This is a genomic window from Kocuria sp. CPCC 205231, assembly GCF_040980965.1.
In the GTDB taxonomy this organism is placed as follows: domain Bacteria; phylum Actinomycetota; class Actinomycetes; order Actinomycetales; family Micrococcaceae; genus Kocuria; species Kocuria rosea.
The window spans coordinates 191,415-215,310 of sequence record NZ_JAVKPP010000003.1; the positions used below are offsets into that span (position 1 = coordinate 191,415).

Sequence of the window (23,896 nt, forward strand, 5' to 3'; positions counted from 1 at the left end):
GGAGCGCGGCACGCCGCTCCTGTCACGAGCCGTTCCCGTTCGTAACACAGTGCCGCCGAGGGCCGTGGGGCCGCCGGGCGACGCCAGGTCCCAGGAGGCGCGGGCGGGGCGGGGCGCTCAGCGGTGGGAGCGGCCCTTCCCCTGGTCGGCGTGGCCGCCGGAGCGGCCGGGCGCCCCGTCCGACCCCCGCTGGTGGTCGCGGCTGTGACGCCCCGAGTGCTTCCGCTCGCGGGACCCGTCGTCGTCCCAGCTCGTCCCGCGGTGCCGGGGCCCGCGCTCGGCGTACCGCACCCCGGGGGCGCCGGCCCCCTGCTGCGCGTGCCGGCGCCCGGGAGCGGCGTCCGAGCGCGTGGGGTCGCTCGGCGGTCCGGCCGTCCGGGCCGGGGGCGCCGGCGCCTTGAACGGCGCGGGGCTCGCGTCCACGACCGGCTGCGGCGTCAGGACCGACGGGACGGGCGAGGGGGTGCCCGCCTCCCGCGCCGGTGTGGGAGCGGTCGTGGGGGCGTCGGCCCTGCGGGCCGGCGGCGCGCTCCTCGGCGCGTCCCCGGACGACGCGTCCCGGGCAGCTCCGGCTCCATCGCCCGACGCCGCGCCGGGCGTCCCGGTCTTCGGGGCGCGGTCCCCGCCCGGCACCGACGCCGGCCGCTCCGCACCGGACCGCGGCGGGGTGGCACCCCCGTCCCCGGACGGTCCCGGCACGCCGCCGGCGGCCGCCGCAGCGCCCGCGTCGTCACCGCTGCGGCCGGCACCGGCCACAGCGTCACCGGCCAGGTCGTCATCGCTGCGGTCGGCGTCGGCCACGAGGGCCGCGGCCTCCGGCCCAGCACCGTCCTGGGTCGCGCCGGCCGGGGCGTCGCCCGGCGTCTGCCCGGCCGCGGCCTCGTCCGACCCGGACGGGCTCCCGTCGCGCTCCGCCGCGGAGACCCCGGCACCGGACTCGTCGTCGTCCTGCTCCGCTCCGGCCGCAGGACCGTCCGCGCGAGGCTTCTCCAGGTCCTCGGCGGTGCGCGGCGCCCGCTCGGCGGCGAGGCTGTCGGCGGCCGGGACCGGGTCGCCCCCGCCGGACACGCCCACCGCGGCGACCGCCACGGCGGTCGCCAGGGCCCCTGCGCCCAGGAGGACCTTCGTCCTGCGGCTCGACCACGGCGAGGTTCCCGGCGCGTCCTCCGGACGGGCACGGGAGGCCCCCGCGCCGGCGGCAGCGACCCCTGCGGGGGCACCGGCCGCGGCGGCGCCCGTTGCGGCCCCTGCTCCGGCGGCCGCGCCGGTCCCCGCACCGGCGGCGGCGATGAGGTTGGTGAGCTCGAGGGACTCGGTGCCCCACAGCGGCAGACCGGCCAGGACGGGCAGCGTCCACGTGCGCAGGCCCGTCCCGATGTCCTGTCGGCCCAGGTACTCGGCGGTGCAGCGGGCGCACCCGTCCAGGTGCGCCTTGACGTCCCGCCGGCTCCGCTGCCCGCGGGTGCCCCGGACGAAGTGGGGCAGCTCGGCGGAGAACTCCGCGCAGTCCGGTCCCGCTGCCCGGTCCGCCGAGGCCTGGCCGTAGAGCCCGCGGAGACCCCGGACCATGTCACGGTGCAGACCGGCGGCCGCGACCGCGCCGAGCCCCAGCGCCGCCGAGGCACGGCGGGCGCTCTGGCCCAGCACCTCGGTGCGCCAGAGGAAGCCCTGCCACTCGGCGGGCAGGCCGCTGAAGACCCGGACCAGGGACGCGGGGTCGGCGGGATCGTCCGGCAGCGCGACCGGCCGCGTGCCGCCGTCGGCCTCCCGCCCGACCATCCACACGACGAAGGCGCCGAGGAAGGCGCGGGGTCCGCCGCCCTCGCCGACGATCTGCTCGATCCGCCCGAGAGCCGCCGCGGCGACGCCCTCCGCCTCCTCCGTGCTGCCGGTCCGCGACCGCGCCACGGCGAGGGCCGTGCCGTGGTACCGCTCCCGCAGCACCCCGAAGGCGTCGGCGTCCCCGGAGTGGGCGGCGTCGAGGAGGACGTCGTCACGGAGCGCCTCAGGGTCGCCGGCGGGGCCGTTCGGACGGGCGTGGGCAGGACGGGTCATGTCTGTCTCCGTGGTGGTCGCGGTCGTTCGGGAAGAAAGAGCTCCGGGAACGTCCCGTCCGACCCGCGGGCGCGCACGCCACGACGACGGTGCCGGACCCCCATCCCCCGCGCACATCGTAAGCGCAGGTCAGAGGCGGGTGAAAGCCGGTGCCCGCCGGTGCGACCAGAACTGTCACGAGGGATCGACCATGGCGGACACGGGCGGGGCGGATGCGTCCCGCTATTGTGAGTCCATCGTGATAACGCTACGGTAGAAGGATGCAGACAACGGAACGCCCCGCACCGGACACCGCCCGGGCCGCCGCGTGGTCGGACCTGTTGCGCTCCCACGGCCGCCGGGTCACCAAGCAGCGGCTGGCCGTCCTCGACGCGGTGGACCGCCGCCCGCACTCCACCGCCGACGAGGTCCTCGCGGACGTCCGCACGGTGCTGCCGGCGATCACCCTGCAGTCCGTCTACGTGGTCCTCTCCGACCTCACGGCCGTCGGCATGCTCCGCAAGTTCGAGCCGCCCGCGTCCCCGGCCCGGTACGAGACCCGCACCGGCGACAACCACCACCACGCGTACTGCGTGCGCTGCGGAACGGTGGCCGACGTCGACTGCTCCGTCGGCCACGCCCCGTGCCTCACGCCCTCCGAGCACCACGGCATGCAGCTGCTCACCGCCGACGTCGTCTACCAGGGCATCTGCGCCGACTGCCTCGCGGCCGGAGCCGCCCCCGCGCAGGCCGCCCCGGAGCAGCCCTCCGCAGAGCAGCCCCTCCCCGCCGCGGGCTGACCCGCCCGCCGGGACTCAGCTCCGCCCGGTGCCGTCCCCGGCCGGAGCCGGCCCGGCCTCGGCGCCCCCTGCCTGCCCCGGCTCCTTCTCCACGAGGGCCAGGAGCTCCCGGAGCTGGTCGGCGGTCAGCGTGGCCACCGGGGGGTGCGCGTTGATGCTGACCTTCCGCGCCCCGGCGTCGAGGGCGAAGCGCAGCGCCTGGCGGGCCGGCGCGGAGCGGACCTCCAGGGTGGTGTCCAGCACGGCGACCTCGGGCGCGGACGTGAACAGCAGGAGGGTGTCCGGCGCGGCGCCCTCCTCCTGCGGCTTCGCGTAGACGGGCACGGCGCGCCCGTCCTGCACGCGCGCGCCGAGCAGCAGCACCGCGTCCGGGGCCAGGAGCCCGGCGAGCAGCTGCGACATGTTGTTCTCGAGCATCGCGGCCTTCACGGCGTCGTTGCGCGGCGCCCGCATCGCCCACTCCACCTGGGGGCGGCTGATCCGGCAGCCGCGGTGGGCCGGGTCGATGACCAGGTGGTCGTGCTGCGGGTCGTCGGCGAGCATCTTCAGGACCTTCACGGCGGACTCGCGCAGCAGCACGGGCTTGCCGCCGTCCGGGTGGTGGCGGTCGAACATGGCCTGGGCCTCCGCCGCCGAGGTGTAGGCGGCGAGGGACCGCGTGCCGTCCGGCTCCCCCAGGGTCTGGACGCGCAGGGTGGACTCCGGGCCCACGGCCTCCCCGCCCGGGCCCGCCACGAGGTCGCTGGCCGTGACGTCCAGCAGCAGGGAGCCCGCCATGCACTGCCGGACGACCTCGATCATCGCCTTGTTGTCGGGGGCGCTCACGAACCGGTCGACGGCCGCCCGCACGAGGGGGTTGACGACTCCCTCGGGGTCGGCCTGCTGCTCGGCGCCCGGGGCGAGGACGGGCAGCTCGACACCGTCCCGCCGGGCGAGCTCGAGGGCCCACGCGGGGATCCGGGCGCGGGTGCGGGGGAAGCGCTCGAGGTGCGCCAGGACGTCCTGGGCCGTGAACGGCCCCTCGGTCCCCCACTGGCGGGGCTCGCCGTCGAGGTCGTAGGTCCCTCCGATCCGGTGGGTCGGCTCGGGCCAGCCCTCGGCGAGGATCACGACCGTGGCCGTGAACCACGTCCCGCGCCCCGGGACGTGGACGTTCTCCCGCAGCTGCTCGACGGCGGGGATGACGGCGCTGTCCTCCTTGATGGGCCCGGCGGTGCCGGGCACCACCTCGTCGCCCCGCTGCTCGCGCACGCGCAGGTGCACGCGCCCGCCCTGGACCTTGAGGTCCACGACCATCCGGTCCCATCCCGGCTCCGTGCGCAGCACGGAGAGCACCCACGAGCCGATCGTGTTCAGCAGCTCCTGCCGGGCCGATCCGGGGGTCGGAGTGGCGGGGGTCTCGCTCATGCGGTGGCTCGTTCCCGGCCCGCGAGGGGGCCTGCTCTGATCGTGTGGTCACGGGACGGGCGCGGGGCCGGGCGCGGCACCCGCGGGGCCCCGAGGGTCTCGCCCCACCCTACCCAAGCGGTCCCCGGCCGCCGCGGGCGGAGCGGCCGTCCGGCGCCCCCGCCGACGCACCGGGCGGCGCCCGCCGTGACGCTCCCGCACCCGCGAGGGTTGCTAGCCTGGACGCATGACGAAAACGCTGCAGGAACTGATCGACGAGTCGATCTTCATCTCCACCGAGTACCAGGCCAGGCTGGCCGAGCTGACCCAGGGCGCCGGGTGGGACGTCGACTTCTCCGCGCCGGCGTTCACCCTGCAGACCGAGCCCCCCGTGACCCTGACGCCCTATCTGCTGGGCACCGAGTCCGCCTCCCGCGGCTCCTGGATCTGGTCCTGGCAGGAGCTGGGCCACTTCCCGGCCGCGGTGGTCTCCGCCGCGGTCCAGGCCCGCGAGGCCGGGGAACGGCTGGGCGTGGACGAGCTGTCCACCGACGAGCTGCCCGTGGCGGAGGGCCTCGCCCGCCGGCTGACGCTGGCGGCCAAGGCCGTGACGGGCGTGTACGCGCACTACCCCGCGGGAGCGGGCGGCGGCGTCACCGCGTGGCTGCTGCTGGACGGACCCGAGTTCGAGCTCCCCGAGCTCACCGTGGAGCGGATGATGCGGGTCATCGCCGAGGCGCTGACCACGGACACCGCGGTGGACCACAACCTCGCCGTGGACTCCTACGCCAAGCTGCGCGGCGCCCACATCGAGTGGGACACCGAGGCCACGTGCGTGGTGACCGTGCGGGACGGCGCGCAGCGGTTCTGGTTCGACGACCACCAGATCTCTGGTGTCGAGCCCGCCGAGCCGTCCGTGGGCCCCGAGATCCTGGTGGACCTGGCCGCGGACGCCCAGGAGCGCGCCGCCACCCTGCGCGAGGACCGTGCCGCCGCCGAGGCCACGGCCGCCCGGCAGGAGGCCGAGCCGCACCGCGCCGCGGCCCCGGCGGCTCCCGCGGAGACCCCGGTGCCCGAGGAGGCCCCCCGGGAGCAGCCCGAGCCGATCGAGGTGCCCGACTTCGTCGAGACGGAGCACGTCCGGCCCGAGCCGGCCGAGGAGCCCCGGCCGGCCGAGGAGCCGGCCGCCGCGCACGCCGGTGCCGCCGAGACCGACCTCCCGTTCGACCAGGAGCCCTCGGACCGGGAGGTGCGCCCGGGCCGCGTGAGCACCACGGTGGTGCCCGGCCCCGAGCCCGTCCGCCCGGCCAGCGAGGAGGTGCCCGAGCCCGCCGCCGCGCAGCACCGGGAGCCCGCCGCGGAGCCGCAGGTGGAGCGCGAGGTCGTGGCCGGCCCCGGTGTCCCGGGCGGCGCCGGGACGGAGCCCGTGGTGGAGGGCGAGGAGACCGCCGAGGAGGAGCAGGGCGAGCGGAAGAAGGGCTTCTTCAGCCGATTCTTCGGCCTCTGACCCCCGGCGGTACCCTCGAGCGTGACCGCCTACAACACCGCACCCGGCCCGGATCCCGACGAGCAGTCGAGGACCCGGGCCGGAGTGCTGTCCGGATTCGCCGCCTACGGGATCTGGGGCCTGCTCCCGCTGTACTTCGTGGCCCTGGAGCCGGCCACGCCGGTGGAGATCGTGGCGATGCGCGTGCTCTTCTCCCTGGTCTTCTGCCTGGCGCTGCTGGCGCTCACCGGGCAGCTGCACCCCCTGGGCCGGGCGCTGCGCGCTCCGCGCACCCTCGGGACCCTGGCCGTGGCCGGCCTGCTGATCGGGGCCAACTGGTGGCTCTACACGGTCGCCACGACCACGGGGAACACCCTGGAGGCCTCCCTCGGCTACTTCATCAACCCCCTCGTGGCCATCCTGCTCGGCGTGCTGGTGCTGCGGGAGCGGATGCGGGCCCTGCAGTGGACGGCCGTGGGGATCGGGTTCGTGGCGGTCGTGGTCATGGCCGTCTTCTACGGGCGGGTGCCGTGGCTCTCGCTGGGCCTGGCCTTCTCCTTCGGCTTCTACGGCCTCGTGAAGAACCGGATGGGCGGGTCCTACCCGGCGATCGTGACGCTGACCGTGGAGACGATGGCGCTGACCCCGGTGGCCGCGATCGTCGTGGCGCTGCTCGGGGCGGACGGCAGGCTGACCCTGGGCAGCGAGGGCACCGGCCACCTCCTGCTGATGCTGTCCTCGGGCGTGATCACGGCCGTGCCGCTGATCCTGTTCGGGGTCGCCGCGACCCGCCTGCCGCTGAGCACCGTGGGCATGATCCAGTACGTGGCGCCCATCGGGCAGTTCCTGCTGGCCGTGCTCGTGTTCGGCGAGCAGATGCCCCTGGAGCGCTGGGTCAGCTTCTGCTTCGTGTGGCTCGCGGTGCTGCTCCTCGTGCTGGACGCGGTGCGCGCCCCGCGGGCGCGCCGCGCCTGAGCACCACGCGCAGGAGGGCTCCCGGCGCCGCGCGGCGCCGGGAGCCCTCCTGCTGGTCCCGGGGGTGCGGGACGGGGTCAGGTGGTGCGGACGTAGTCGTCGCCGCCGAAGCCCTGGTCGTTGTCCGGGACCTCGGGGGTGCGCCGCAGGTGGAGCACGGCGGCGATGAAGCCGCCCCACACCGTGCACACGGCCACGATGAGCATGATGATGGCGGGAGTGGTCATCGGGGGTCCTCCTGGGATCCGGTGGTGCTGGACGTGGTGCCGGAGCTCCAGGGCGCCGTGCCGGTCGCCGCGGCGGGGGCCTCCGCGTGCCGGCCCGTGGACCCGGCCGTGCCCTCGGCGAGGGCGCGGTAGGAGAAGTCCTGGTCGAGGGCCGGGGTGCGCAGGGCGGTGTCCGACCAGTGGGAGAGGTGCCGGTCCCCCTCCATCCGGTTCCGGTCCGTGAAGGCGTCCAGGATCGCGGGGGACGGGCTGAGCTCGTTCGCCCGGGAGGCTCCTGGCCACGGGAGCTTCGAGAGCACGTAGGCGATCACGATGAGCCCGATCGCCATGCCCCAGCCGAACGTGTTGACGAACCAGGTGGGCATCTCGCCGTAGCCCTCCGCCACGGTGGTGGTGAGCGTGTCGATGAGGATGTAGCCCAGCACGATCGGGGTGAGCCCGCCGGCCACGACCATCCAGGTGCGCCCCAGCTTGAAGGAGGACACCGAGTTGAGGTGGTCCCGCAGGGTCGGCAGCGCGGAGAAGCCGGCCGTCAGGAGCATCACGGACACGAGTGCCGCGGCCACGATGCCGAACTGGTTGACGAAGTTGTCCGTGACGTCGAGCAGGTTCAGCCCCGTGGTGGTCGTGAACAGGGCCAGGGAGATCAGCGCCATGGGCACCACGACAGCCACCACGGCGGTGCGCCGGCGCAGGCCGAGCTTGTCCTGGACCGCCGCGACGACGACCTCGACGATGGACACGAGCGAGGTGAACCCGGCGAAGGTCAGCGACGCGAAGAACAGCACCCCGATGAGGGTGCCGAGGGGCGCCTGGGAGATGATCGTCGGGAACGCGATGAACGCGAGGCCGATGCCCGAGGTGGCGACCTCGTCGACGCCCACCCCGGCGACCCCGGCCATGAAGCCCAGTGCCGCGAAGACGCCGATGCCGGCGAGGATCTCGAAGCTGGAGTTGCCGAAGCCCACCACGAGACCGGAGCTGGTGAGGTCCGTCTTGGGCTTGAGGTAGGACGAGTAGGTGATCATGATGCCGAAGCCGACCGAGAGCGAGAAGAAGATCTGGCCGTAGGCGGCGACCCACACGGCGCTGTTGCCCAGTGCGGCCCAGTCCGGGGTGAACAGCGCGTTCAGGCCGTCCGTTGCACCGGGCAACGTCAGGGCGATGACGACGATCACGAGGAACATCAGCACCAGCAGCGGGATGAGCACGAGGTTGACCCGGCCGATGCCCTTCTGCACGCCCAGCAGCAGGACCACCAGCAGCGCCACCCAGGCCACGGCGGTGGTGCCCAGGACGCTGGGGACGAAGTCGAACGCGACGGTCACCTCGTCGGAGGTCTGCAGGACGTCCGCGAGGAAGAACGTGCCGGGGTCCTCGCCCCAGGCCTTGCTGAACGAGAAGAACGTGTAGAGCATCGCCCAGCCGAGGATGACGGCGTAGTACACGGCGATCACGAAGCTGATGCCCATCTGCCACCAGCCGATCCACTCGGTCTTGGGGTGCAGGCGGCGGTAGGCCAGCGGCGCCGAGGCGCGGAAGCGGTGGCCGATGCCGTACTCGAGCATCAGCAGCGGCAGACCGGCCGTCAGCAGCGCGACGAGGTACGGGATCAGGAACGCCCCGCCGCCGTTCTCGTAGGCGATGTAGGGGAAGCGCCAGATGTTGCCGAGGCCGACGGCGGAGCCGATCGCGGCCAGGATGAAGACGGTGCGGCTGGAGAACGCCTCGCGTGGCGCGGCGGCACGGCCGGGTGGGGACTGAGGGGTCATGGTCGTCCTCGGGTGCGGGAAGTGGTCTGCGGACGGCTACAGGCTAGCCCGTGGGACCGCGGGAACCACACCTGGCGCCACGGCCCGTGACGTACGGTGCGGAGCTCGCTCAGGCCTCGCGGTGGACGACGGCGTGCGCGAACGCCACGAGCGCGCGCTTGGCCACCGTGTCCGGCAGCGGCTCCAGCGACGCGATGGCCTCGTCGGCCCACTGCCGGGCGATCCGCCACGCCTCCTCGGTGGCCCGGTGCCCCGAGACCGCGGCCACGGCCCGGGCCAGGGCCTCGTCCGAGGTGAGGTCGGAGTCGAGGTGCTCGAGGGCGCGCACCGCGTCGGCGTCGCCCTCCCCTCCCATCCGGCGCAGGATGAGCACCGGCAGGGTGGGCACCCCCTCGCGCAGGTCGGTGCCGGGGGACTTCCCGGAGACCTCGTCCTCGCCGGTCACGTCGATCACGTCGTCGGCGAGCTGGAAGGCGATGCCGACCTTCTCCCCGTACTCGACCATGACGTCCACGACGTCCTGGTCGGCCCCGGCCAGGACCGCGCCGAAGTGCCCGCACGCCGCGATGAGGGAGCCGGTCTTGCCCGAGAGGACGTCGAGGTAGTGCTCCAGCGGGTCCTGCCCCTCGCGGGGGCCGACCGTCTCGTGCAGCTGGCCGAGCACGAGCCGCTCGAACGTGTCCGCCTGGATCTTGAGGGCCCGCTGGCCGAGCTCGGAGACCATCGAGGAGGCGCGGGCGAAGATGAGGTCGCCGGTGAGGATGGCCACCGAGTTGCCCCACACGGTCTGCGCGGTCGCGACGCCGCGGCGCAGCGGCGCGGAGTCCATGACGTCGTCGTGGTAGAGGGTCGCCAGGTGCGTGAGCTCCACGACGGCCGCGGACTCGAGGACGGCGTCGTTGATGCCGCCGCCGATCTCCCCGGCCAGCACGGTCAGCAGGGGCCGCACGCGCTTGCCCCCGGCCTGGAGCAGGTGGCGGGAGGTGACGTCGGCCAGGTGGTCGGCGCTGCGCACCGCCTCGTCGAGCCGCTCCTCGATCCGGGCCAGCGACCCGAGCACGACCGGGCCCAGCCGGTCGTCGGACGCGATGAGGTCGAAGCCGGCGGGCAGCCTCACCTGATCGGTGCCGAGACCTGCGGCGGGGCCGTCGGCGCTCGGGGAGGAGGATTCAGTCACGGTCCACCACTCTAGCGAGTTTTCGGGGGGCGGGTGTTGCCGGTCGCGGGCGTCAGGGCGTCCAGGAGGGAGACCACCCGGTCCTCCCACGTGGCGGCGGGGCGGTCGGAGAGCTCCGTCATGACCCGGACCACGAAGCGCATCAGGGCGGGCACGGCCATGCCGGTGCGCACGGCCGCCTTCATCACGGCGGGGCTGCCGATGAGCTGGGCCAGGACCCGGCCCTGGGTGAAGTGCGCGCCCCACTCCTGCCGGACCCGGTCGGGGTAGCCGGCGAGCACGAGCTCCCGCTGGGCGGGGCCGTTGGCGGCCGCGGCCGCCACGACGTGCTCGGCGGCGTAGCGGGCGGACTCCATCGCGTTGGAGATGCCCTCCCCGTTGAACGGGGAGACGAGGCCCGCGGCGTCGCCCAGCAGCAGCATCCCCGGGACGTGGTGCGGCGTGCGGTTGAACGCCATCGGCAGGGCCGCGCCGAGCACGCGGCCGCGGCGGTGCTCCTCGTCGAACGTCCACTCGGCGGGCATGGACGCGGTCCAGTCCGCGAGCACCTTCCGGTAGTCCAGGTCCCCGAACGCCGGGGAGGTGTCCAGGATCCCGAGTCCCACGTTGGCGGTGCCGTCCCCGACGCCGAAGACCCAGCCGTAGCCCGGCAGCAGCGCCCGCTGCGGGTCGGTGCCGTCGGTGAGCTCGAGCCAGCCCTCCATCCAGTCCAGGTCCGAGCGCGGGGACTCGAAGTAGGCGCGCACCGCCACCCCCATCGGGCGGTCGTCCCGCTTGTGCAGCCCGGCGGACACCGCGGTGCGGGAGGAGTTGCCGTCGGCCGCGAGCACGACGTCCGCCCGGTGCTCCTCGGTCTCGCCGGTGCGCCGCCCGGCGGCGTCGAGGACGTTGGCGCGGGCGCCGACGACCCGGCCGGAGCCGTCGCGGAGCACCCCGGTCACGGCCCGGCGCTCGAGCACCCGGGCCCCGGCGGCGCGGGCGTGCCCGGCCAGGTGCTCGTCGAAGCCCAGCCGGGTGCGCACGAGCCCGTAGGGCGGGAAGTCGCTCAGCTCGGGCCACGGCACCTCGACGCTGCGCTCGCGGGCCACGAGCCGCAGCCCCCGGTTGCGGGCGTAGCCGAGCTCGGGCCCGTGCGGGAGGCCCATGAGCCGCATCTCGCGCACGGCGCGCGGGGTCAGCCCGTCGCCGCAGACCTTCTCCCGCGGGAACGCGGTCTTCTCCAGGACGGTGACCTCGATCCCGTGCGCCGCGAGCCAGTACCCGGCCGTGGCGCCGGCGGGGCCGCCGCCGAGGACGAGGGCCCTCATCGGGCGGGGGCGTCCGCGGCGGGCTTGACGGCCCGGTGCACGGCCACGATGCCGCCGGTGAGGTTGCGGTACTGCACGCCGGTCCAGCCGGCCGCGAGGATCTCGGCGGCGAGGTCCTCCTGGTCCGGCCACGCCGCGATGGACTCCGCGAGGTACCGGTAGGCCTCCGGGTTGGACGCCGCGCGCGCGGCGATCCCCGGCAGCGCCTTCATGAGGTACTCCGTGTAGACGGTGCGCAGCGGGGCGGCCGTGGGGGTCGAGAACTCGCAGATCACGAGCCGCCCGCCCGGCCGGGCGACCCGCAGCATCTCGGCGAGCGCGCGGCGGTAGTCCTGGATGTTGCGCAGCCCGAAGGAGATGGTCACGGCGTCGAAGGACGCGTCCGCGAACGGCAGCCGGGTGGCGTCGGCCTGCACGAACTCGATGTCCGGGCGGCGGGCGCGGCCCACCTCGAGCATCCCGAGCGAGAGGTCCGCGGCCACGACGTCGACGCCTGCGTCCGCGTACGGCTCGGACGAGGTCCCGGTCCCGGCGGCGAGGTCGAGGACCTTCTCCCCCGGGACGGCGCCGACGGCCTCCGCGACGACCCTGCGCCAGCCGCGGGTCCGCCCCAGCGAGAGGATGTCGTTGACGAGGTCGTAGCGGGGCGCCACGTCGTCGAACATGGCGGAGACTTCGTGCGGCTGCTTGGACAGGTCTGCTCGGTTCACCCGGTCATTGTCGCACCTCGCTCCGACGCCCCCGCCCGGGCCCCTCCCCCGGCGCCCGCCCCGGACGCCCTCCCGGCGGCCCCGCCCGCGGGAGCGGGACCGGGGGCTGTCCGGCGGTCGGCCTAGACTGGGGGGCGATGTCTCCCACCGCCCCCGCCGCCGACCCCGCAGCCGCCCCGCCGGTCCCCGTGCTGCACGCCCTGACGGTGCCGCTGTCCGCGCTGGGCGCGGACCCCGCAGCCGCCCCGGACCTGCGGGACCTGCTCGCCGGACCGGAGCTGCTCACCTGGACGGTGGACGGGCGCGGACTCGTGGCCTGGGGCCGGGCCGCCGAGCACACGGTGCGCGGCGCGGACCGGTTCACGGCGGCCCGCGTGTGGTGGGACGACCTGGTCGGCGCGGCCGTGATCGAGGACCGCGTGGGAGTGCCCGGGACCGGGCTGACCGCCTTCGGCGCGTTCACGTTCGCGACCGCCTCCGCCGTGGACTCCGGGCTCGTGGTCCCGGAGCTGCTCGTGGGCCGCCGGGGCGACGTCGCGTGGGCGACCCTCGTGGTGGCCGTGGCCCCCGGGACCCCCTTCGCGCTGGGCGCCGACGACGTCGCGGCCGCCTGGCTGCGCCGGATCGGCTCCGCCCCCGGGCGCCCGCCCGCCGCGAGCGGGCCGCCCGCGGCGCCGGCCGTGGTCCGGCTGTCCTCCGGGACCCTGGGCGAGCACGAGTGGACGGAGGCGGTGCGCGAGGGCGTCGAGCGCATCCGCTCCGGCCGGATGGAGAAGCTGGTCCTGGCCCGGGACGTCGTGGCGCGCACGGACGCCCCGCTCGATGCCGTGGCCGTGGTGCGGGACCTCGCCCGGCGCTACGAGCAGTGCTGGACGTACTGCGTGGGCCTCGGCGGGGACCCCGCGGGCGCGGGCCGGCTCATGGGGGCCACCCCCGAGATGCTGGTGCGGGTCCTCGACGGCGTGGCCCACGCCCGGGTCCTCGCCGGCACCCTGGACCGGGACGCCGCGCCCCCGGACGAGGACCCGCACGAGTACGCCGCGCGGGTGCTCGGCGAGTCCGAGAAGCAGCAGCACGAGCACGGGTTCGCGATCGACTCCCTCGAGGCGTCGCTGGCCCCCTACACCGACGCCGTCACGACCTCCCCGGAGCCGTTCATCCTCGAGCTGCCCAACGTGTGGCACCTCGCCTCGGACGTCACCGCCGCGCTGCGCCCGGGCCCGGCCGGGGACCCGCCGTCCTCCCTCGAGCTCGCCGAGGCCCTGCACCCCACCGCCGCGGTGTGCGGGACGCCCACGGCGGTGGCCGCCGCCGCCATCCCGGAGCTCGAGCAGATGGACCGGGGACTCTACGCGGGCCCCGTCGGCTGGCTCGACGCGGCCGGCAACGGGGACTGGGGCATCGCCCTGCGCGGCGCGGTGCAGGAGGACGAGCGCACGGTGCGGCTCTACGCCGGGTGCGGCATCGTGGCCGCCTCCGACCCCGAGTCCGAGCTGGCCGAGACCTGGGCGAAGCTGCGGCCGATGCTCCAGGCCCTGGGGCAGCCGGCCGGCGGGGCCCCGGAGCGCCTCGTGCCCGCCCCGGGCCTGTCCGCCGGCTGAGCCGGAGCCGGGCTCGCACCGTATCCTGGTGCCCGAACACGCGCGGGGCCACCGCCCCGCAGGGCCGGCCCCGCGCCCGGCCCGTCCGCGCCGACGACCACTGCTCCCACCGGAGGAACCCCGCATGCCCCGTCCGACGACCCGCCCGTCCCGCGCGCACGCGCTGGCGGCGCTGTCCGCGATCGCCGCCCTCGCCCTGACCGCCTGCACGTCCGAGAGCCCCTCCGGGGAGGCCGCGGACGGCGGCGGGGAGACCGCGGGGGCCACCGCGTCCTCGGCCGTGGCCCTGGTGGAGCCCGGGTTCCTCACCGTGTGCTCGGAGTCCAACTACCCGCCGTTCGAGATGGAGGAGGGCGGCGAGATGGTCGGCCTCGACATGGACCTCGGCCGGGAGATCGCCGAGGACCTCGGCGTGGAGATGAAGAACGTCACGCTCGCCTTCGAGTCGATCCAGTCCGGCGCGGCCCTCGAGACCGACCAGTGCGACGTCGCGATCTCCGCCCTGTCCATCACCGAGGAGCGGCGGACGGTGATGGACTTCTCCGACCCCTACTACGACAACGAGGTCGGCCTCGTGACCGACGGGGCGGACGGGGTCGACTCCATCGACGCCGCCCGCGAGGAGCAGGTGCGGGTCGGGGTCATGCAGGGCACGGTCGGCGAGACCCAGGCCCGGGAGCTCGGCCTCAACGCCGTCCAGTTCGAGGACGCCACCACGCTGTTCACCGGGCTCAGCACCGGGAGCGTGGACGCGGTGCTCGACGACGTCACGGCGATCGCCCAGCACGCCCAGGACGACCCGGACTTCGTGGTGCAGGAGACCGCCGACCTCGACGACCAGCTCGGCGTGGCCGTGGCGAAGGGCGACGAGGCGATGCTCGGCGCGGTCGACGCCACCCTGGACCGCATCGAGGAGGACGGCACGCTCGAGAAGATCGTCGAGACGTGGATCCCCGTCCAGGAGAACTGACCCGGGGCCGGCGACCCGCACCCGGGACGCCGGCCCCGTCACCGTCCCACCCGTACCACCCAGAACGGACCAACCCATGGCCATGACCATGCACCAGAGAGCACGGCTCTCCCGCGGCGTCCAGTACGCCGTCCTGATCCTCGTCGTCCTCGCCCTCATCGCGGTCGCCGACTGGCCGCTGCTGGTCGAGAAGGTGTTCAACCCGGCCATCGCGGCCCAGCAGTTCCCCGGCATCATCGTGGTCGCGCTGAAGAACACGCTCATCTACACGCTCCTCGGCTTCGCGGTCGGCCTCACCGGCGGTGTGGTGCTCGCGCTCATGAAGCTCTCGTCCGTGGCGCCCTACCGGTGGCTGGCCACGATCTACATCGAGTTCTTCCGCGGCGTGCCCGCCCTGCTGGTCTTCCTCGCCTTCGGCTACGGCATCCCGCTGGCCTTCGGCTTCCGCTTCAACCACTACGTCACGGTGATGATCGCCCTGGGCCTCGTGGCCGCCGCCTACATCGCGGAGTCCCTGCGGGCGGGTCTGCAGGCCGTGCCGAAGGGCCAGTACGAGGCCGCGCGCTCCCTGGGCATGTCCCACGCCCGGGCCATGGTCACGATCGTCATCCCGCAGGCGCTGCGGATCGTGCTGCCCCCGCTGACCAACGAGGTGATCCTGCTGACCAAGGACTCGTCGCTGGTCTACCTGCTGGGCATGGGCGTGGGCCAGTACGAGCTCACCAAGTACGGCCGCGAGGCCATCTCCGGTGCCGGGGCGGGGCTCACGCCGCTGGTGGTGGCGGGTGTCTGCTACCTCATCATCACGGTGCCCCTGGGCATCCTGACCCGCCGCTTCGAGTCCAAGACCGACCGCATGAAGAAGTCCTAGGAGCCTGACTGTGAGCACTGCATCCTCCCCCACTCCCCGGTCCGGGCCCGGCGGCGCCGACGGCCTCGCGGACGCGGCCTCCGTCGTCGTCGAGGGCCTGCACAAGTCCTACGGCTCCCTCGAGGTCCTCAAGGGCATCTCCCTCAGCGTCGGCGCCGGCCAGGTGGTCTGCCTCATCGGCCCCTCCGGCTCCGGCAAGTCCACGCTGCTGCGCTGCGTCAACCTGCTCGAGACCCCCCAGCAGGGGCGGATCACGATCGGCGACTTCGAGGTCACCGATCCCGAGGCCGACGTCGACCGGATGCGCCGGCACGTGGGCATGGTCTTCCAGCAGTTCAACCTGTTCCCGCACCTGAACGTGCTCGAGAACTGCACCGTGGCCCAGCTCAAGGTGCTCAAGCGGGACCGGGCCGAGGCCGAGCGGATCGCCCGCGGCAACCTGGAGCGCGTGGGCCTGGCCGAGAAGGCGGACAACTACCCCGACCAGCTCTCCGGCGGGCAGCAGCAGCGCGTGGCGATCGCCCGGGCCCTGTCGATGGACCCGTCCCTCATGCTCTTCGACGAGCCGACCTCCGCCCTCGACCCCGAGACGGTGGGCGACGTCCTGGCCATCATGCGCAACCTCGCCGCCGAGGGCATGACCATGCTCGTGGTCACCCACGAGATGGAGTTCGCCCGCGACGTCGCCGACAAGGTGGTGTTCATGGACGGCGGGGTGGTCGTCGAGGAGGGCCCCGCAGCCGAGGTGATCCGCCACCCCCGCGAGCCCCGCACCCAGGCGTTCCTCTCCCGCGTGCTCAACCCCACGCAGGTGCAGGCCCCGGAGCAGTGACCCGGCGCGGTCCGGGCCCGCCGTCTGCGGACGACGGGCCCGGACTCATATCCACGACAGACCCGATCGAGGACATCAATACCTCAGGCATGTGAATCACCCCCTGGTGGATCCCTGGGTCTTTGCCTCATATGACCCGGATCACAGCTCTGCCAGGCTGGACGCAGCCAGGGGACGCACTGCCGGTCTCCCCCGCTTCCTGCCTTGTCCACGCGCTGCCCAGAGAGGTCCCGGGGAACATGACCCAACCACACACCATCATCGCGGAGAACCCGCTGCTCGAGCAGAGGACCGCCCGCTTCGTGGCGTTCATCATCTGCCTCGCCCTGCTCTTCGACGGCTACGACCTCGTCATCTACGGCGTGGTCCTGCCGGGCCTGCTCGCCGACCCCACCCAGATCGGGACCCTGGAGCCGGCCGTCGCCGGCCTGGTGGGCTCCTACGCCCTCATCGGCGTGCTCATCGGCTCGCTCGTCTGCGGGGCCATCGGCGACTTCTTCGGCCGCCGCCGGCTGCTGATCACCGGTGTCGCCTGGTTCTCCGTGGGCATGTTCGTCACCGCGCTCACCACCAGCGTGCTGGCCTTCGGCGCGATGCGCTTCCTCACCGGCATCGGCCTCGGCCTCGTGATCGCCACCGCCGGCGCCACCATGGCCGAGTTCGCCCCCGCCGGCCGCCGCCAGTTCTACAACGGCATCGTCTACTCCGGCATCCCCGCCGGCGGCGTCTTCGCCGCCCTCGTGGGCATCGCCTTCCTCGCCGACCTGAGCTGGCGCGGGCTCTTCATGATCGGGGCCCTCCCCCTCCTCCTGCTCGTCCCGCTCATGCTGTGGAAGCTCCCCGAGTCCCCGCGCTGGCTGCTCACCCGCGGCGAGACCGAGCGGGCCGAGGCCGTCGCCCTCCGGACCGGCGTCCCGCTGATCGAGGAGCAGGTCATCCAGACGGTGGGGGCCGCACCGCGCAGGACCGGCTACGCGGCCGTGTTCTCCAGGCAGTTCGCCCTGGCCTCGATCCTGCTGGGCTTCATGTCCTTCTGCGGCCTGCTGCTCACCTACGGGCTGAACACCTGGCTCGCCGTCATCATGAACGGCTACGGCCACAGCATCAGCCCGCTGTACTTCGTCCTCGTGCTCAACGGCTCCGCCCTGGTCGGCGGTCTGCTGGCCTCCCGCCTCGCGGACCGCACCGGGCCGCAGCGGATGATCGCCACGACCTTCGCGCTGGCCGCGATCGCCCTGGTCCTGATGACCTTCAGCTTCCCGCTGCCGCTGCTGTTCCTCTTCATCGCCGTGGCCGGCGTGGGCACCATCGGCACCCAGGTCCTGGTCTACGGGTTCCAGTCGAACTACTACACCACCAACGCCCGGGCCGCCGGCGTGGCGTTCTGCGCGAGCATGGGCCGGTTCGGCGGCATCTTCGGCCCGATCATCGGCGGCTGGCTCGCCGCGGCCGGCTTCGGCGGCCCCCAGGCGTTCTACGTCTTCGCCGGCGTGGCCCTGCTCGGTGCGCTGGTCACCCTCGTGGTGCCCCACCAGCGCGGGCTGGAGGAGGCCGAGCACCGGGTGGAGGAGCTCGCCGGGCACCCGCAGGCGCCCGCCGAGCAGGAGGCGCCCACCGTGCGCGGCTGACCCCGCGGCACCGCCTCCGGGCCCCGTCCCCCTCGCCGGGGGGCGGGGCCCGTCCGCGTCCCCGGCCCCGGGGCGCCGGCCGGCGCAGGGCACCCGGCGCACCTCGAGACCCCTCAGCGGCCGGTGCGGCCTCCCGCACGGTTGTCCGGAGCCGTGTCCTGCGTGGTGTCCTGAGCCGTGTCCTGCGCGGCGGCCTCCGCGGCGGCCCGGGCGACGGCGGCCCGGATCCGCGCGTGGAGGTCCCGCAGCCCGCGCCGGTCCACCACGACCTCCAGGACCGAGCGCCCCCGCACGGGCGCGGCGAGCGCCTGCTCGAGCTCGGCGACGCCGGCCGCACGCCGGTGGGCCACGCCGTAGCCGGCGCACAGCGCGTCGAGCCGGGCCTCGTGCGGGGTGCCGAAGAACCGCTCCACGACCGCCCGGTACTCCTCCTGCTCCCCCAGCGCGCCGTGCTCCAGGGTCGTGAAGATCCCCCCGCCGCCGTCGTTGAGGACCACGAGCTGGAGGTCGGGCTCGCGCTCGCCCGGGCCCAGCAGCAGGGACGAGACGTCGTGCAGGAACGTCAGGTCGCCCAGGAGGGCACGGACCGGCCGGCCGCCGCCGAGCGCCGCGCCGGCGGCCGTGGCCACCGTCCCGTCGATCCCGGCGAGCCCCCGGTTGGCGAGCACGAGCGGGGAGTCGGGGCCGGGCCGTGCGGCCAGGTCGAGGTCGCGCACGGGGTTGGAGGAGCCCGCCAGCAGCACGGCCCCGTCCCGCCGGCAGGCCTCCCACACCGCGGCGGCCACGGCCGGGCCCGTGGCCCGCCCCGGCGGCTCGGCGGCGAGCAGCCCGGCGACGGCGCCGTCCGCGGCGGCGCCCGCCTCCCGCCAGGCCTGCGCCCAGCCGGGGGCGCCGCGGCCGGTGAAGGCGGCCGCCTCGGCCCAGCTCGTGAGCACCCGCTCACGGCGCCGCCCGGGCTCGTACCAGGCCACGGGTGCCGGCCGCACGGCTGCGGTGGCGACGTCCTCCCGGGCGAGCAGGGCCCCGACCGGGCGGGAGAGCGTGGGCCGGCCCACGAGCAGGACCCGCTCGATCCGCCGGCCCAGCGGGGAGTCCAGCAGCAGCCGGTAGGCCCCCACGGCGTGCGGGCCGCTGCGCGCGTTCGAGGAGGGCTCCGCGAGCAGCGGCAGTCCGCACGCCTCGGCGAAGCGTGCCGCGTCCGGTCCGGCGCCGTCCCCGGCGACGACGACGGAGCGCGCCGTCCCGGCGTCCGGCGGCGGGACCGCGACGGGTCCGGCCGCCACCGCGGCCGGCCCCGGGTCCGGCCGTGCTCCCGTCCGGGCGGCCAGCAGCCGGGCCCGGGCCGCGAGCACCGGGCCGTCCTCCGGCGCGGGGTGCAGCGGCTCGCGCAGGGCCACGTTGAGGTGGACCGGTCCCGCCGGCCGGGGCCCCTGCGGTCCACGGCCGGCCAGGGCGGCGAGGACCTCCTCGAGCCGGGCGGGCACGTCGTCGTCCGGGAGGAGGTCCACGGCGGCGCGCACGTGGTCGCCGAAGATCCCGGGCTGGCGGGTGGTCTGGTTGGCGCCGGTGCCCCGCAGCTCCGGCGGGCGGTCGGCGGAGAGCACCACGAGGGGCACCTCGGCGTGGTCGGCCTCCAGCACCGCGGGGAGCAGGTTGCCCACGGCCGTGCCCGAGGTGGTGAGCACCCCGGCCGGCCGGCCGGTGGCCCGTGCGATGCCGAGGGCGGTGAACGCCGCGCTCCGCTCGTCCACCCGCACGTGGACCTCGAGGGCCCCGGCGGCCTGGGCGGCCGCCGCGGCGTAGGCCAGCGGCGCGGACCGGGAGCCGGGGGCTACGACGAGGTGCCGCATCCCGGCGGCGACGAGCTCCTCCAGGACGGTGCGGGCGGTGTCGAGAGAGGGTGTGGTCACAGGAGACCAGGGTAGTCCGGGAACGCAGCGGTCCCCGGCCCGCCGCGGGGCGGGCCGGGGACCGGTGGGCTCCGGACGCCTCCGGAGGCGGGGCTCAGTAGGAGCGGGACGCGGTCCTCGCGGCCGCCTTCGTCTCCGCGGTGGCCTTGCCCTTGTAGCCGCGGTAGCGGGGCCCGCGCTCGCCGTTCTTGCGCCGCTTGTGCTGGTTGCGGCCGTGGCCCGGCCGGTCGTGGATCGCACCGGGGAACTCGGGCTCCCCGGCCCGGTCCACGGCGAAGACCTGGGCCACGGACGGCCGCGGCAGCGACCACTCGCCCTCGCCCTGGCGGGTCTCCACCACGTAGTCCGGGAAGTAGGAGCGGGGCTCCTCGAAGGAGCCGTCCTCGCCCGGGTGCTGCACGGCCACGTAGACCATGCGCTCGCGGTCGTGGATCACGGGCCCGCAGGTCTCGGCGTCCTGCGGCACGGCGAGGAACTGCTCGACGTTGCCGCGCTCGCGCCCGGACAGTCCCACCTTGAACAGTCCGTCGTTGTAGCCGATGGTCCCCGGGGCGCCGTCCGTGGAGATCCACAGGTTGCCCTCCGTGTCGAAGGCCAGGTTGTCCGGGCAGGAGATCGGGGAGACCTTCTCCACCGGGTAGCCGGAGAAGTAGGTGGAGGCGTTCTTCGCCGGGTCCCCGGCGACGAGGAGGATGTTCCAGCCGAACTCGGTGGCGTCGGCACGGTGGTGGCGCTCCGTGATCTCGATGACGTGCCCGTCGCGGTTCTGGGTGCGCGGGTTGGCCTCGTCCGGGCCGGCCTTGCCCGGGGTGCCGCGGTCGGTGTTGTTGGTCAGCGCCACGTAGACCTTGCCGGTGTGCGGGGAGGGCTCGACGTCCTCGGGGCGGTCCATCTTGGTGGCGCCGACCTGGTCCGCGGCCAGGCGGGTGAAGACGAGGACCTCCTCCACGGACATGCCGGCCACGGCCGACTCCCCGTCCACCACCAGGGGCAGCCACTCGCCGGAGCCGTCGAACGCGCCGTCGGAGGGCAGCCGGCCGGAGCCGTCGATCTCGGCCGCGGTGTCCCCGGTGAACTTCGCGACGTACAGGTTGCCCTCGGAGAGCAGCGTCATGTTGTGGGCGCGGTCGCCCTCGACGTACTTCTGGGCGGAGACGAACTTGTAGAGGTAGTCGAAGCGCTCGTCGTCGCCGGAGTAGGCCACCACGGTGCCGTCCTCGGCCACGCGCACGTTGGCGCCCTCGTGCTTGAAGCGGCCCAGTGCGGTGTGCTTGACCGGGGTGGAGGCGGGGTCCTGGGGGTCGAGCTCCACGATCCAGCCGAACCGGTTCGGCTCGTTCGCGTAGCCCGGCAGGGTCGAGTCGAAGCGGGGGTCCACCTCGTGCCAGCGCCGGCTCGGGGCCTCGGCGGCGATCCCGTAGCGCTTCTGCTCGGCGGAGCCGTTGCCCTTGAAGTACTGGTTGAAGTTCTCCTCGCCGGACAGGACGGTGCCCCACGGGGTGGTGCCGCCGGCGCAGTTGTTCTGCGTGCCGAGGACCACGGTGCCGGTCGGGTCGTCCTGCGTCCTCAGCAGCGCGGAGCCGGCGGCCGGGCCGTCCACGGCGAAGGGCGTGCTCAGGGTGATGCGCCGGTTGCGGGCTCCGCCGCGGACGTAGGACCAGGGCCGGCCGGGGCCGGTGCGGGCGATCTCCACGACGGACATGCCGTGGGCGGCCATGGCCACCCGGGCCACCCGCTGGAGGTCGTCCTGCTGCTCGGCGGGGAACATGAGGTTCTCGTTGGTGTACTCGTGGTTGTTCACGAGCACTCCGCTGCGCCCGCCGCGGTCCTGGAGGATGTCCAGGTAGTCGCTGTTGTAGCCGAACTGGGCCGCCTGGGACTCCGGGGTCTGCCGGAGGGGGTCGAACTCCGGGGAGTCCTCGAACAGGGGGTCGCCCCAGCGGATGATCGGGGACCAGTCGAAGCCCTCGGGGACCGTGAGGTCGTCCACGGTGTTCGGCACGGGGGCGATGGGCGCGAAGGACAGCCCGGGGCGTCCGCGGCCGTGGGCCTGGGCGGTCTCCGGGGTGGCGCCGACGACGCCGACGGTCACGGCCGCCGCGGCGCCCAGGCCCAGGGCGGAGCGGCGGGACAGCGCCGCGCTCGCGATGTCGCGGAAGTAGCCGTTGCCGGAGGTGTTGCACTCCGGTCCGGCGCAGGCGCTGCCGCACTTGAGCTGGCACGTGACGGGGCTGCGCTTGCCACGTGTGTGGCCGAGCAGGGGCAGGACGGTGCGCTTGGCGGTGTCGGTCATGGCTCTCCCAGGGGACGGGGCCCGCGGCGGACCGCGGTCGGGGAACGGGTGCTCCGCCACTGCACCACCGCCCGGTGAGGCCCCGGGGGCGGCCGTGCGAACCGCAGGTGAACGGGCAGTGACCGGCCGGGGACCCATCCGCCTCTGATCAGCGGGTCCGTCCCGGGTCGAGTTCACTCAAAGAAACAATGCGCCGGCGGATTCCGCGGCCGTCCCGGTTCTGGGATGCTCGAGGCGTCAGACCGTCCCATCCGTCCAGCGCCCCGGACCGTGACCGGGAACGTCCGGAAGACCCCCCTCCTTCTGCTCGATCCGCCCACGGGCCGTGCCGCCGCGGCGGCGGAGCCGGCCGGGACACCGGCGGAGGAGGCGCGCGATGCACACCGAACCAGAGGGGGGACTGCTGTCCCCGCGGGAGCACGGGGGGAACGTTCCGCACGAGCACGGCGCGCACGGGTACCGGCGTGCGGCCGTGGACTGCCTGAGCATCCACCGCGCGTGGGACCTCCACCCGGGGGACTGCCTGCACGGACGGATCATCGCCTCCGTCCGCGGGGTGGTGGGGCTCGCCTGCAGCCCCGTGGCGGTCTTCTCCTTCACGGGCGACGACCCCGAGCACACGGCCCAGACCCGGATCGGCGCCGCCCACCCCGACATGGAGCTCGGCTGCGACGACGTGTGGCGCGCCGCCCGGGCCTGGGTCCGGGGCCACGGGCTGCACGAGGGCGAGCCGGTGGACCTGGACCGGCTCCGGGCCGAGGTCCTGGGGGTCGCGGCTCAGGGGTGAGGCGCGACCCCGGCCAGGGCGTGCACGCGGCGCAGCCGCTCCAGCCACCACCGGCGCCGGTCGGCGGGCACGGCGTGGCGCGCCAGCAGCTCGGGGTCCGGGACCGCGTCCCGCAGCTCGAGCATCCCGCCCACCGGCCGCAGCGGCTCCCGCAGGACGTCCGCCCGCATGAGGGACACCGTCCCGAGCCCGCAGGCGTACGGGAGCTCGGGCAGGGCGGCGGCGAGCGCGAGACCCGCCCGGATGCCCACGGAGGTGTCCAGGGCGGAGCTGACCACCGCCGGCAGGCCGGCCTGGGCGACCACGTCCAGGGCGCGGCGCACCCCGCCCAGCGGGGCCGCCTTGACCACGAGCAGGTCGGCGGCGCCCGCCCGGGCCACCGCCAGGGGGTCGTCCTCCTTGCGCACGGACTCGTCCGCGGCCACCAGCACCGCCACGCCCCGGTCGGCGAGGCCCTCCCGGACGGCGGCGAGGCCCTCGATCGTGGGCACGGGCTGCTCCGCGTACGCGAGCCCGTGCCGTCCGAGCCGTTCCAGGGCCGCGAGGGCCGTGGGCACGTCCCACCCGCCGTTGGCGTCCACCCGCAGCTCGGCCTCCGGCAGCAGGGCCCGCACGGCCGCGACCCGGGCGTCGTCGTCCCCCGGCCCCTGGCCGCGCTCGGCGACCTTGATCTTCACGGCACGCACCCCGCCCCCGAAACCGGCGAGGACCTCCCGGACCCGGGCCGCCGGCACGGCGGGCACGGTCGCGTTGACGGGGATGCGCGTGCGCCGGGGCGCCGGGAAGCCGTGCCACGCGGCGTCGACCGCGGCGCGGAGCCAGGCGCCCGCCTCGGCGTCCCCGTACTCGGGGAACGGGCCGAACTCCCCCCACCCCGCCGGGCCGCGCAGGAGCACCGACTCGCGCACGTCGACGCCGCGGAAGCGCACCCGCATCGGCAGGGCGACGACGTGCGCGTGCGCGAGCAGGTCGTCGAGCGGGGGCAGGACCACGGCGGGGAGCATGCTCCCCAGCCTAGGCGGCGCCTCTCAGCCCGCTCCGATCCGTGCGTGGAATGATGAGGGCTCCGCGGGTGCCCGCACGGCCGCGGCCGTGCCCGCGCCCCGACGATCCGCACCACCGCCCAGGAG

General features: G+C 75.0%; 19 protein-coding genes. 9 read left to right on the forward strand and 10 right to left on the reverse strand.

All coding sequences use genetic code 11. From position 1 onward, the window contains the following. Positions 1-117: 117 nt before the first annotated feature. Positions 118-2,055, reverse strand: a complete 1,938-nt coding sequence (locus tag RF640_RS04185) for a zf-HC2 domain-containing protein (protein WP_368826708.1) — start codon at positions 2,053-2,055, stop codon at positions 118-120. A 260-nt stretch (positions 2,056-2,315) separates the two neighbouring features. Between RF640_RS04185 and RF640_RS04190 the strand changes: the two genes are divergently transcribed. After that, on the forward strand, positions 2,316-2,834 hold the full coding sequence (locus RF640_RS04190; RefSeq protein WP_251355416.1) for a Fur family transcriptional regulator: 519 nt from the start codon (positions 2,316-2,318) through the stop codon (positions 2,832-2,834). A gap of 15 nt (positions 2,835-2,849) precedes the next feature. On the opposite strand, the gene RF640_RS04195 is transcribed toward RF640_RS04190, so the two are convergent. Next, entirely contained in the window at positions 2,850-4,241 is a 1,392-nt protein-coding gene (locus RF640_RS04195) for an SseB family protein (RefSeq protein ID WP_368826710.1), read from the reverse strand. Positions 4,242-4,467: 226 nt separating this feature from the next. Here RF640_RS04195 and RF640_RS04200 point away from each other — a divergent pair, with 226 nt between their 5' ends. Next, on the forward strand, positions 4,468-5,727 hold the full coding sequence (locus tag RF640_RS04200) for a DUF6882 domain-containing protein (RefSeq protein ID WP_115162919.1): 1,260 nt from the start codon (positions 4,468-4,470) through the stop codon (positions 5,725-5,727). Positions 5,728-5,748: 21 nt separating this feature from the next. Next, positions 5,749-6,681 (forward strand): EamA family transporter RarD, encoded by a 933-nt coding sequence (gene rarD, locus RF640_RS04205; RefSeq protein WP_109268142.1) that lies wholly within the window; start codon positions 5,749-5,751, stop codon positions 6,679-6,681. A 77-nt stretch (positions 6,682-6,758) separates the two neighbouring features. Here the strand turns inward: rarD and RF640_RS04210 are convergent, their stop codons facing one another. From RF640_RS04210 to RF640_RS04230, 5 genes are all read right to left on the reverse strand, one after another. Next, the gene (locus RF640_RS04210) at positions 6,759-6,908 is read right to left on the reverse strand and encodes a methionine/alanine import family NSS transporter small subunit (RefSeq protein ID WP_017832443.1); all 150 of its coding nucleotides are present in this window, start codon (positions 6,906-6,908) and stop codon (positions 6,759-6,761) included. Further along, positions 6,905-8,680, reverse strand: a complete 1,776-nt coding sequence (locus tag RF640_RS04215) for a sodium-dependent transporter (protein WP_176337817.1) — start codon at positions 8,678-8,680, stop codon at positions 6,905-6,907. Before RF640_RS04215 ends, RF640_RS04210 begins: the two co-directional genes overlap by 4 nt. Positions 8,681-8,789: 109 nt before the next feature. After that, on the reverse strand, positions 8,790-9,797 hold the full coding sequence (locus tag RF640_RS04220; RefSeq protein ID WP_368826794.1) for a polyprenyl synthetase family protein: 1,008 nt from the start codon (positions 9,795-9,797) through the stop codon (positions 8,790-8,792). Positions 9,798-9,868: 71 nt separating this feature from the next. Continuing rightward, positions 9,869-11,164 (reverse strand): geranylgeranyl reductase family protein, encoded by a 1,296-nt coding sequence (locus tag RF640_RS04225; RefSeq protein ID WP_035924977.1) that lies wholly within the window; start codon positions 11,162-11,164, stop codon positions 9,869-9,871. Continuing rightward, a complete protein-coding gene (locus RF640_RS04230; protein ID WP_081615708.1) occupies positions 11,161-11,874 on the reverse strand; it encodes a demethylmenaquinone methyltransferase in 714 nt (237 codons plus the stop codon). The genes RF640_RS04225 and RF640_RS04230 overlap by 4 nt, the downstream gene beginning before the upstream one ends. A 137-nt stretch (positions 11,875-12,011) precedes the next feature. Here RF640_RS04230 and RF640_RS04235 point away from each other — a divergent pair, with 137 nt between their 5' ends. From RF640_RS04235 to RF640_RS04255, 5 genes are all read left to right on the forward strand, one after another. After that, positions 12,012-13,475 (forward strand): isochorismate synthase MenF, encoded by a 1,464-nt coding sequence (locus RF640_RS04235; RefSeq protein ID WP_081994271.1) that lies wholly within the window; start codon positions 12,012-12,014, stop codon positions 13,473-13,475. A 124-nt stretch (positions 13,476-13,599) separates the two neighbouring features. Then, positions 13,600-14,445, forward strand: a complete 846-nt coding sequence (locus RF640_RS04240) for an ABC transporter substrate-binding protein (RefSeq protein WP_251355419.1) — start codon at positions 13,600-13,602, stop codon at positions 14,443-14,445. A 76-nt stretch (positions 14,446-14,521) separates the two neighbouring features. Continuing rightward, a complete protein-coding gene (locus RF640_RS04245) occupies positions 14,522-15,316 on the forward strand; it encodes an amino acid ABC transporter permease (RefSeq protein ID WP_017832450.1) in 795 nt (264 codons plus the stop codon). A 97-nt stretch (positions 15,317-15,413) separates the two neighbouring features. Further along, a complete protein-coding gene (locus RF640_RS04250; protein ID WP_217905729.1) occupies positions 15,414-16,148 on the forward strand; it encodes an amino acid ABC transporter ATP-binding protein in 735 nt (244 codons plus the stop codon). Positions 16,149-16,387: 239 nt separating this feature from the next. Then, positions 16,388-17,776, forward strand: coding sequence for an aromatic acid/H+ symport family MFS transporter (locus RF640_RS04255; protein ID WP_017832452.1), 1,389 nt, complete (start codon positions 16,388-16,390; stop codon positions 17,774-17,776). A gap of 113 nt (positions 17,777-17,889) precedes the next feature. On the opposite strand, the gene menD is transcribed toward RF640_RS04255, so the two are convergent. Continuing rightward, positions 17,890-19,686 carry a 2-succinyl-5-enolpyruvyl-6-hydroxy-3-cyclohexene-1-carboxylic-acid synthase gene (gene menD, locus RF640_RS04260; protein ID WP_368826716.1) on the reverse strand — a complete coding sequence of 599 codons (1,797 nt, stop codon included), beginning with the start codon at positions 19,684-19,686 and terminating at the stop codon, positions 17,890-17,892. Positions 19,687-19,780: 94 nt separating this feature from the next. Continuing rightward, positions 19,781-21,979, reverse strand: a complete 2,199-nt coding sequence (locus RF640_RS04265; protein WP_368826718.1) for a PhoX family phosphatase — start codon at positions 21,977-21,979, stop codon at positions 19,781-19,783. Positions 21,980-22,355: 376 nt separating this feature from the next. Between RF640_RS04265 and RF640_RS04270 the strand changes: the two genes are divergently transcribed. Then, positions 22,356-22,766 carry a hypothetical protein gene (locus RF640_RS04270; protein ID WP_035924992.1) on the forward strand — a complete coding sequence of 137 codons (411 nt, stop codon included), beginning with the start codon at positions 22,356-22,358 and terminating at the stop codon, positions 22,764-22,766. Here the strand turns inward: RF640_RS04270 and RF640_RS04275 are convergent. Beyond that, entirely contained in the window at positions 22,757-23,770 is a 1,014-nt protein-coding gene (locus RF640_RS04275; RefSeq protein WP_109243605.1) for an o-succinylbenzoate synthase, read from the reverse strand. The genes RF640_RS04270 and RF640_RS04275 overlap by 10 nt on opposite strands. Positions 23,771-23,896: the final 126 nt, after the last annotated feature.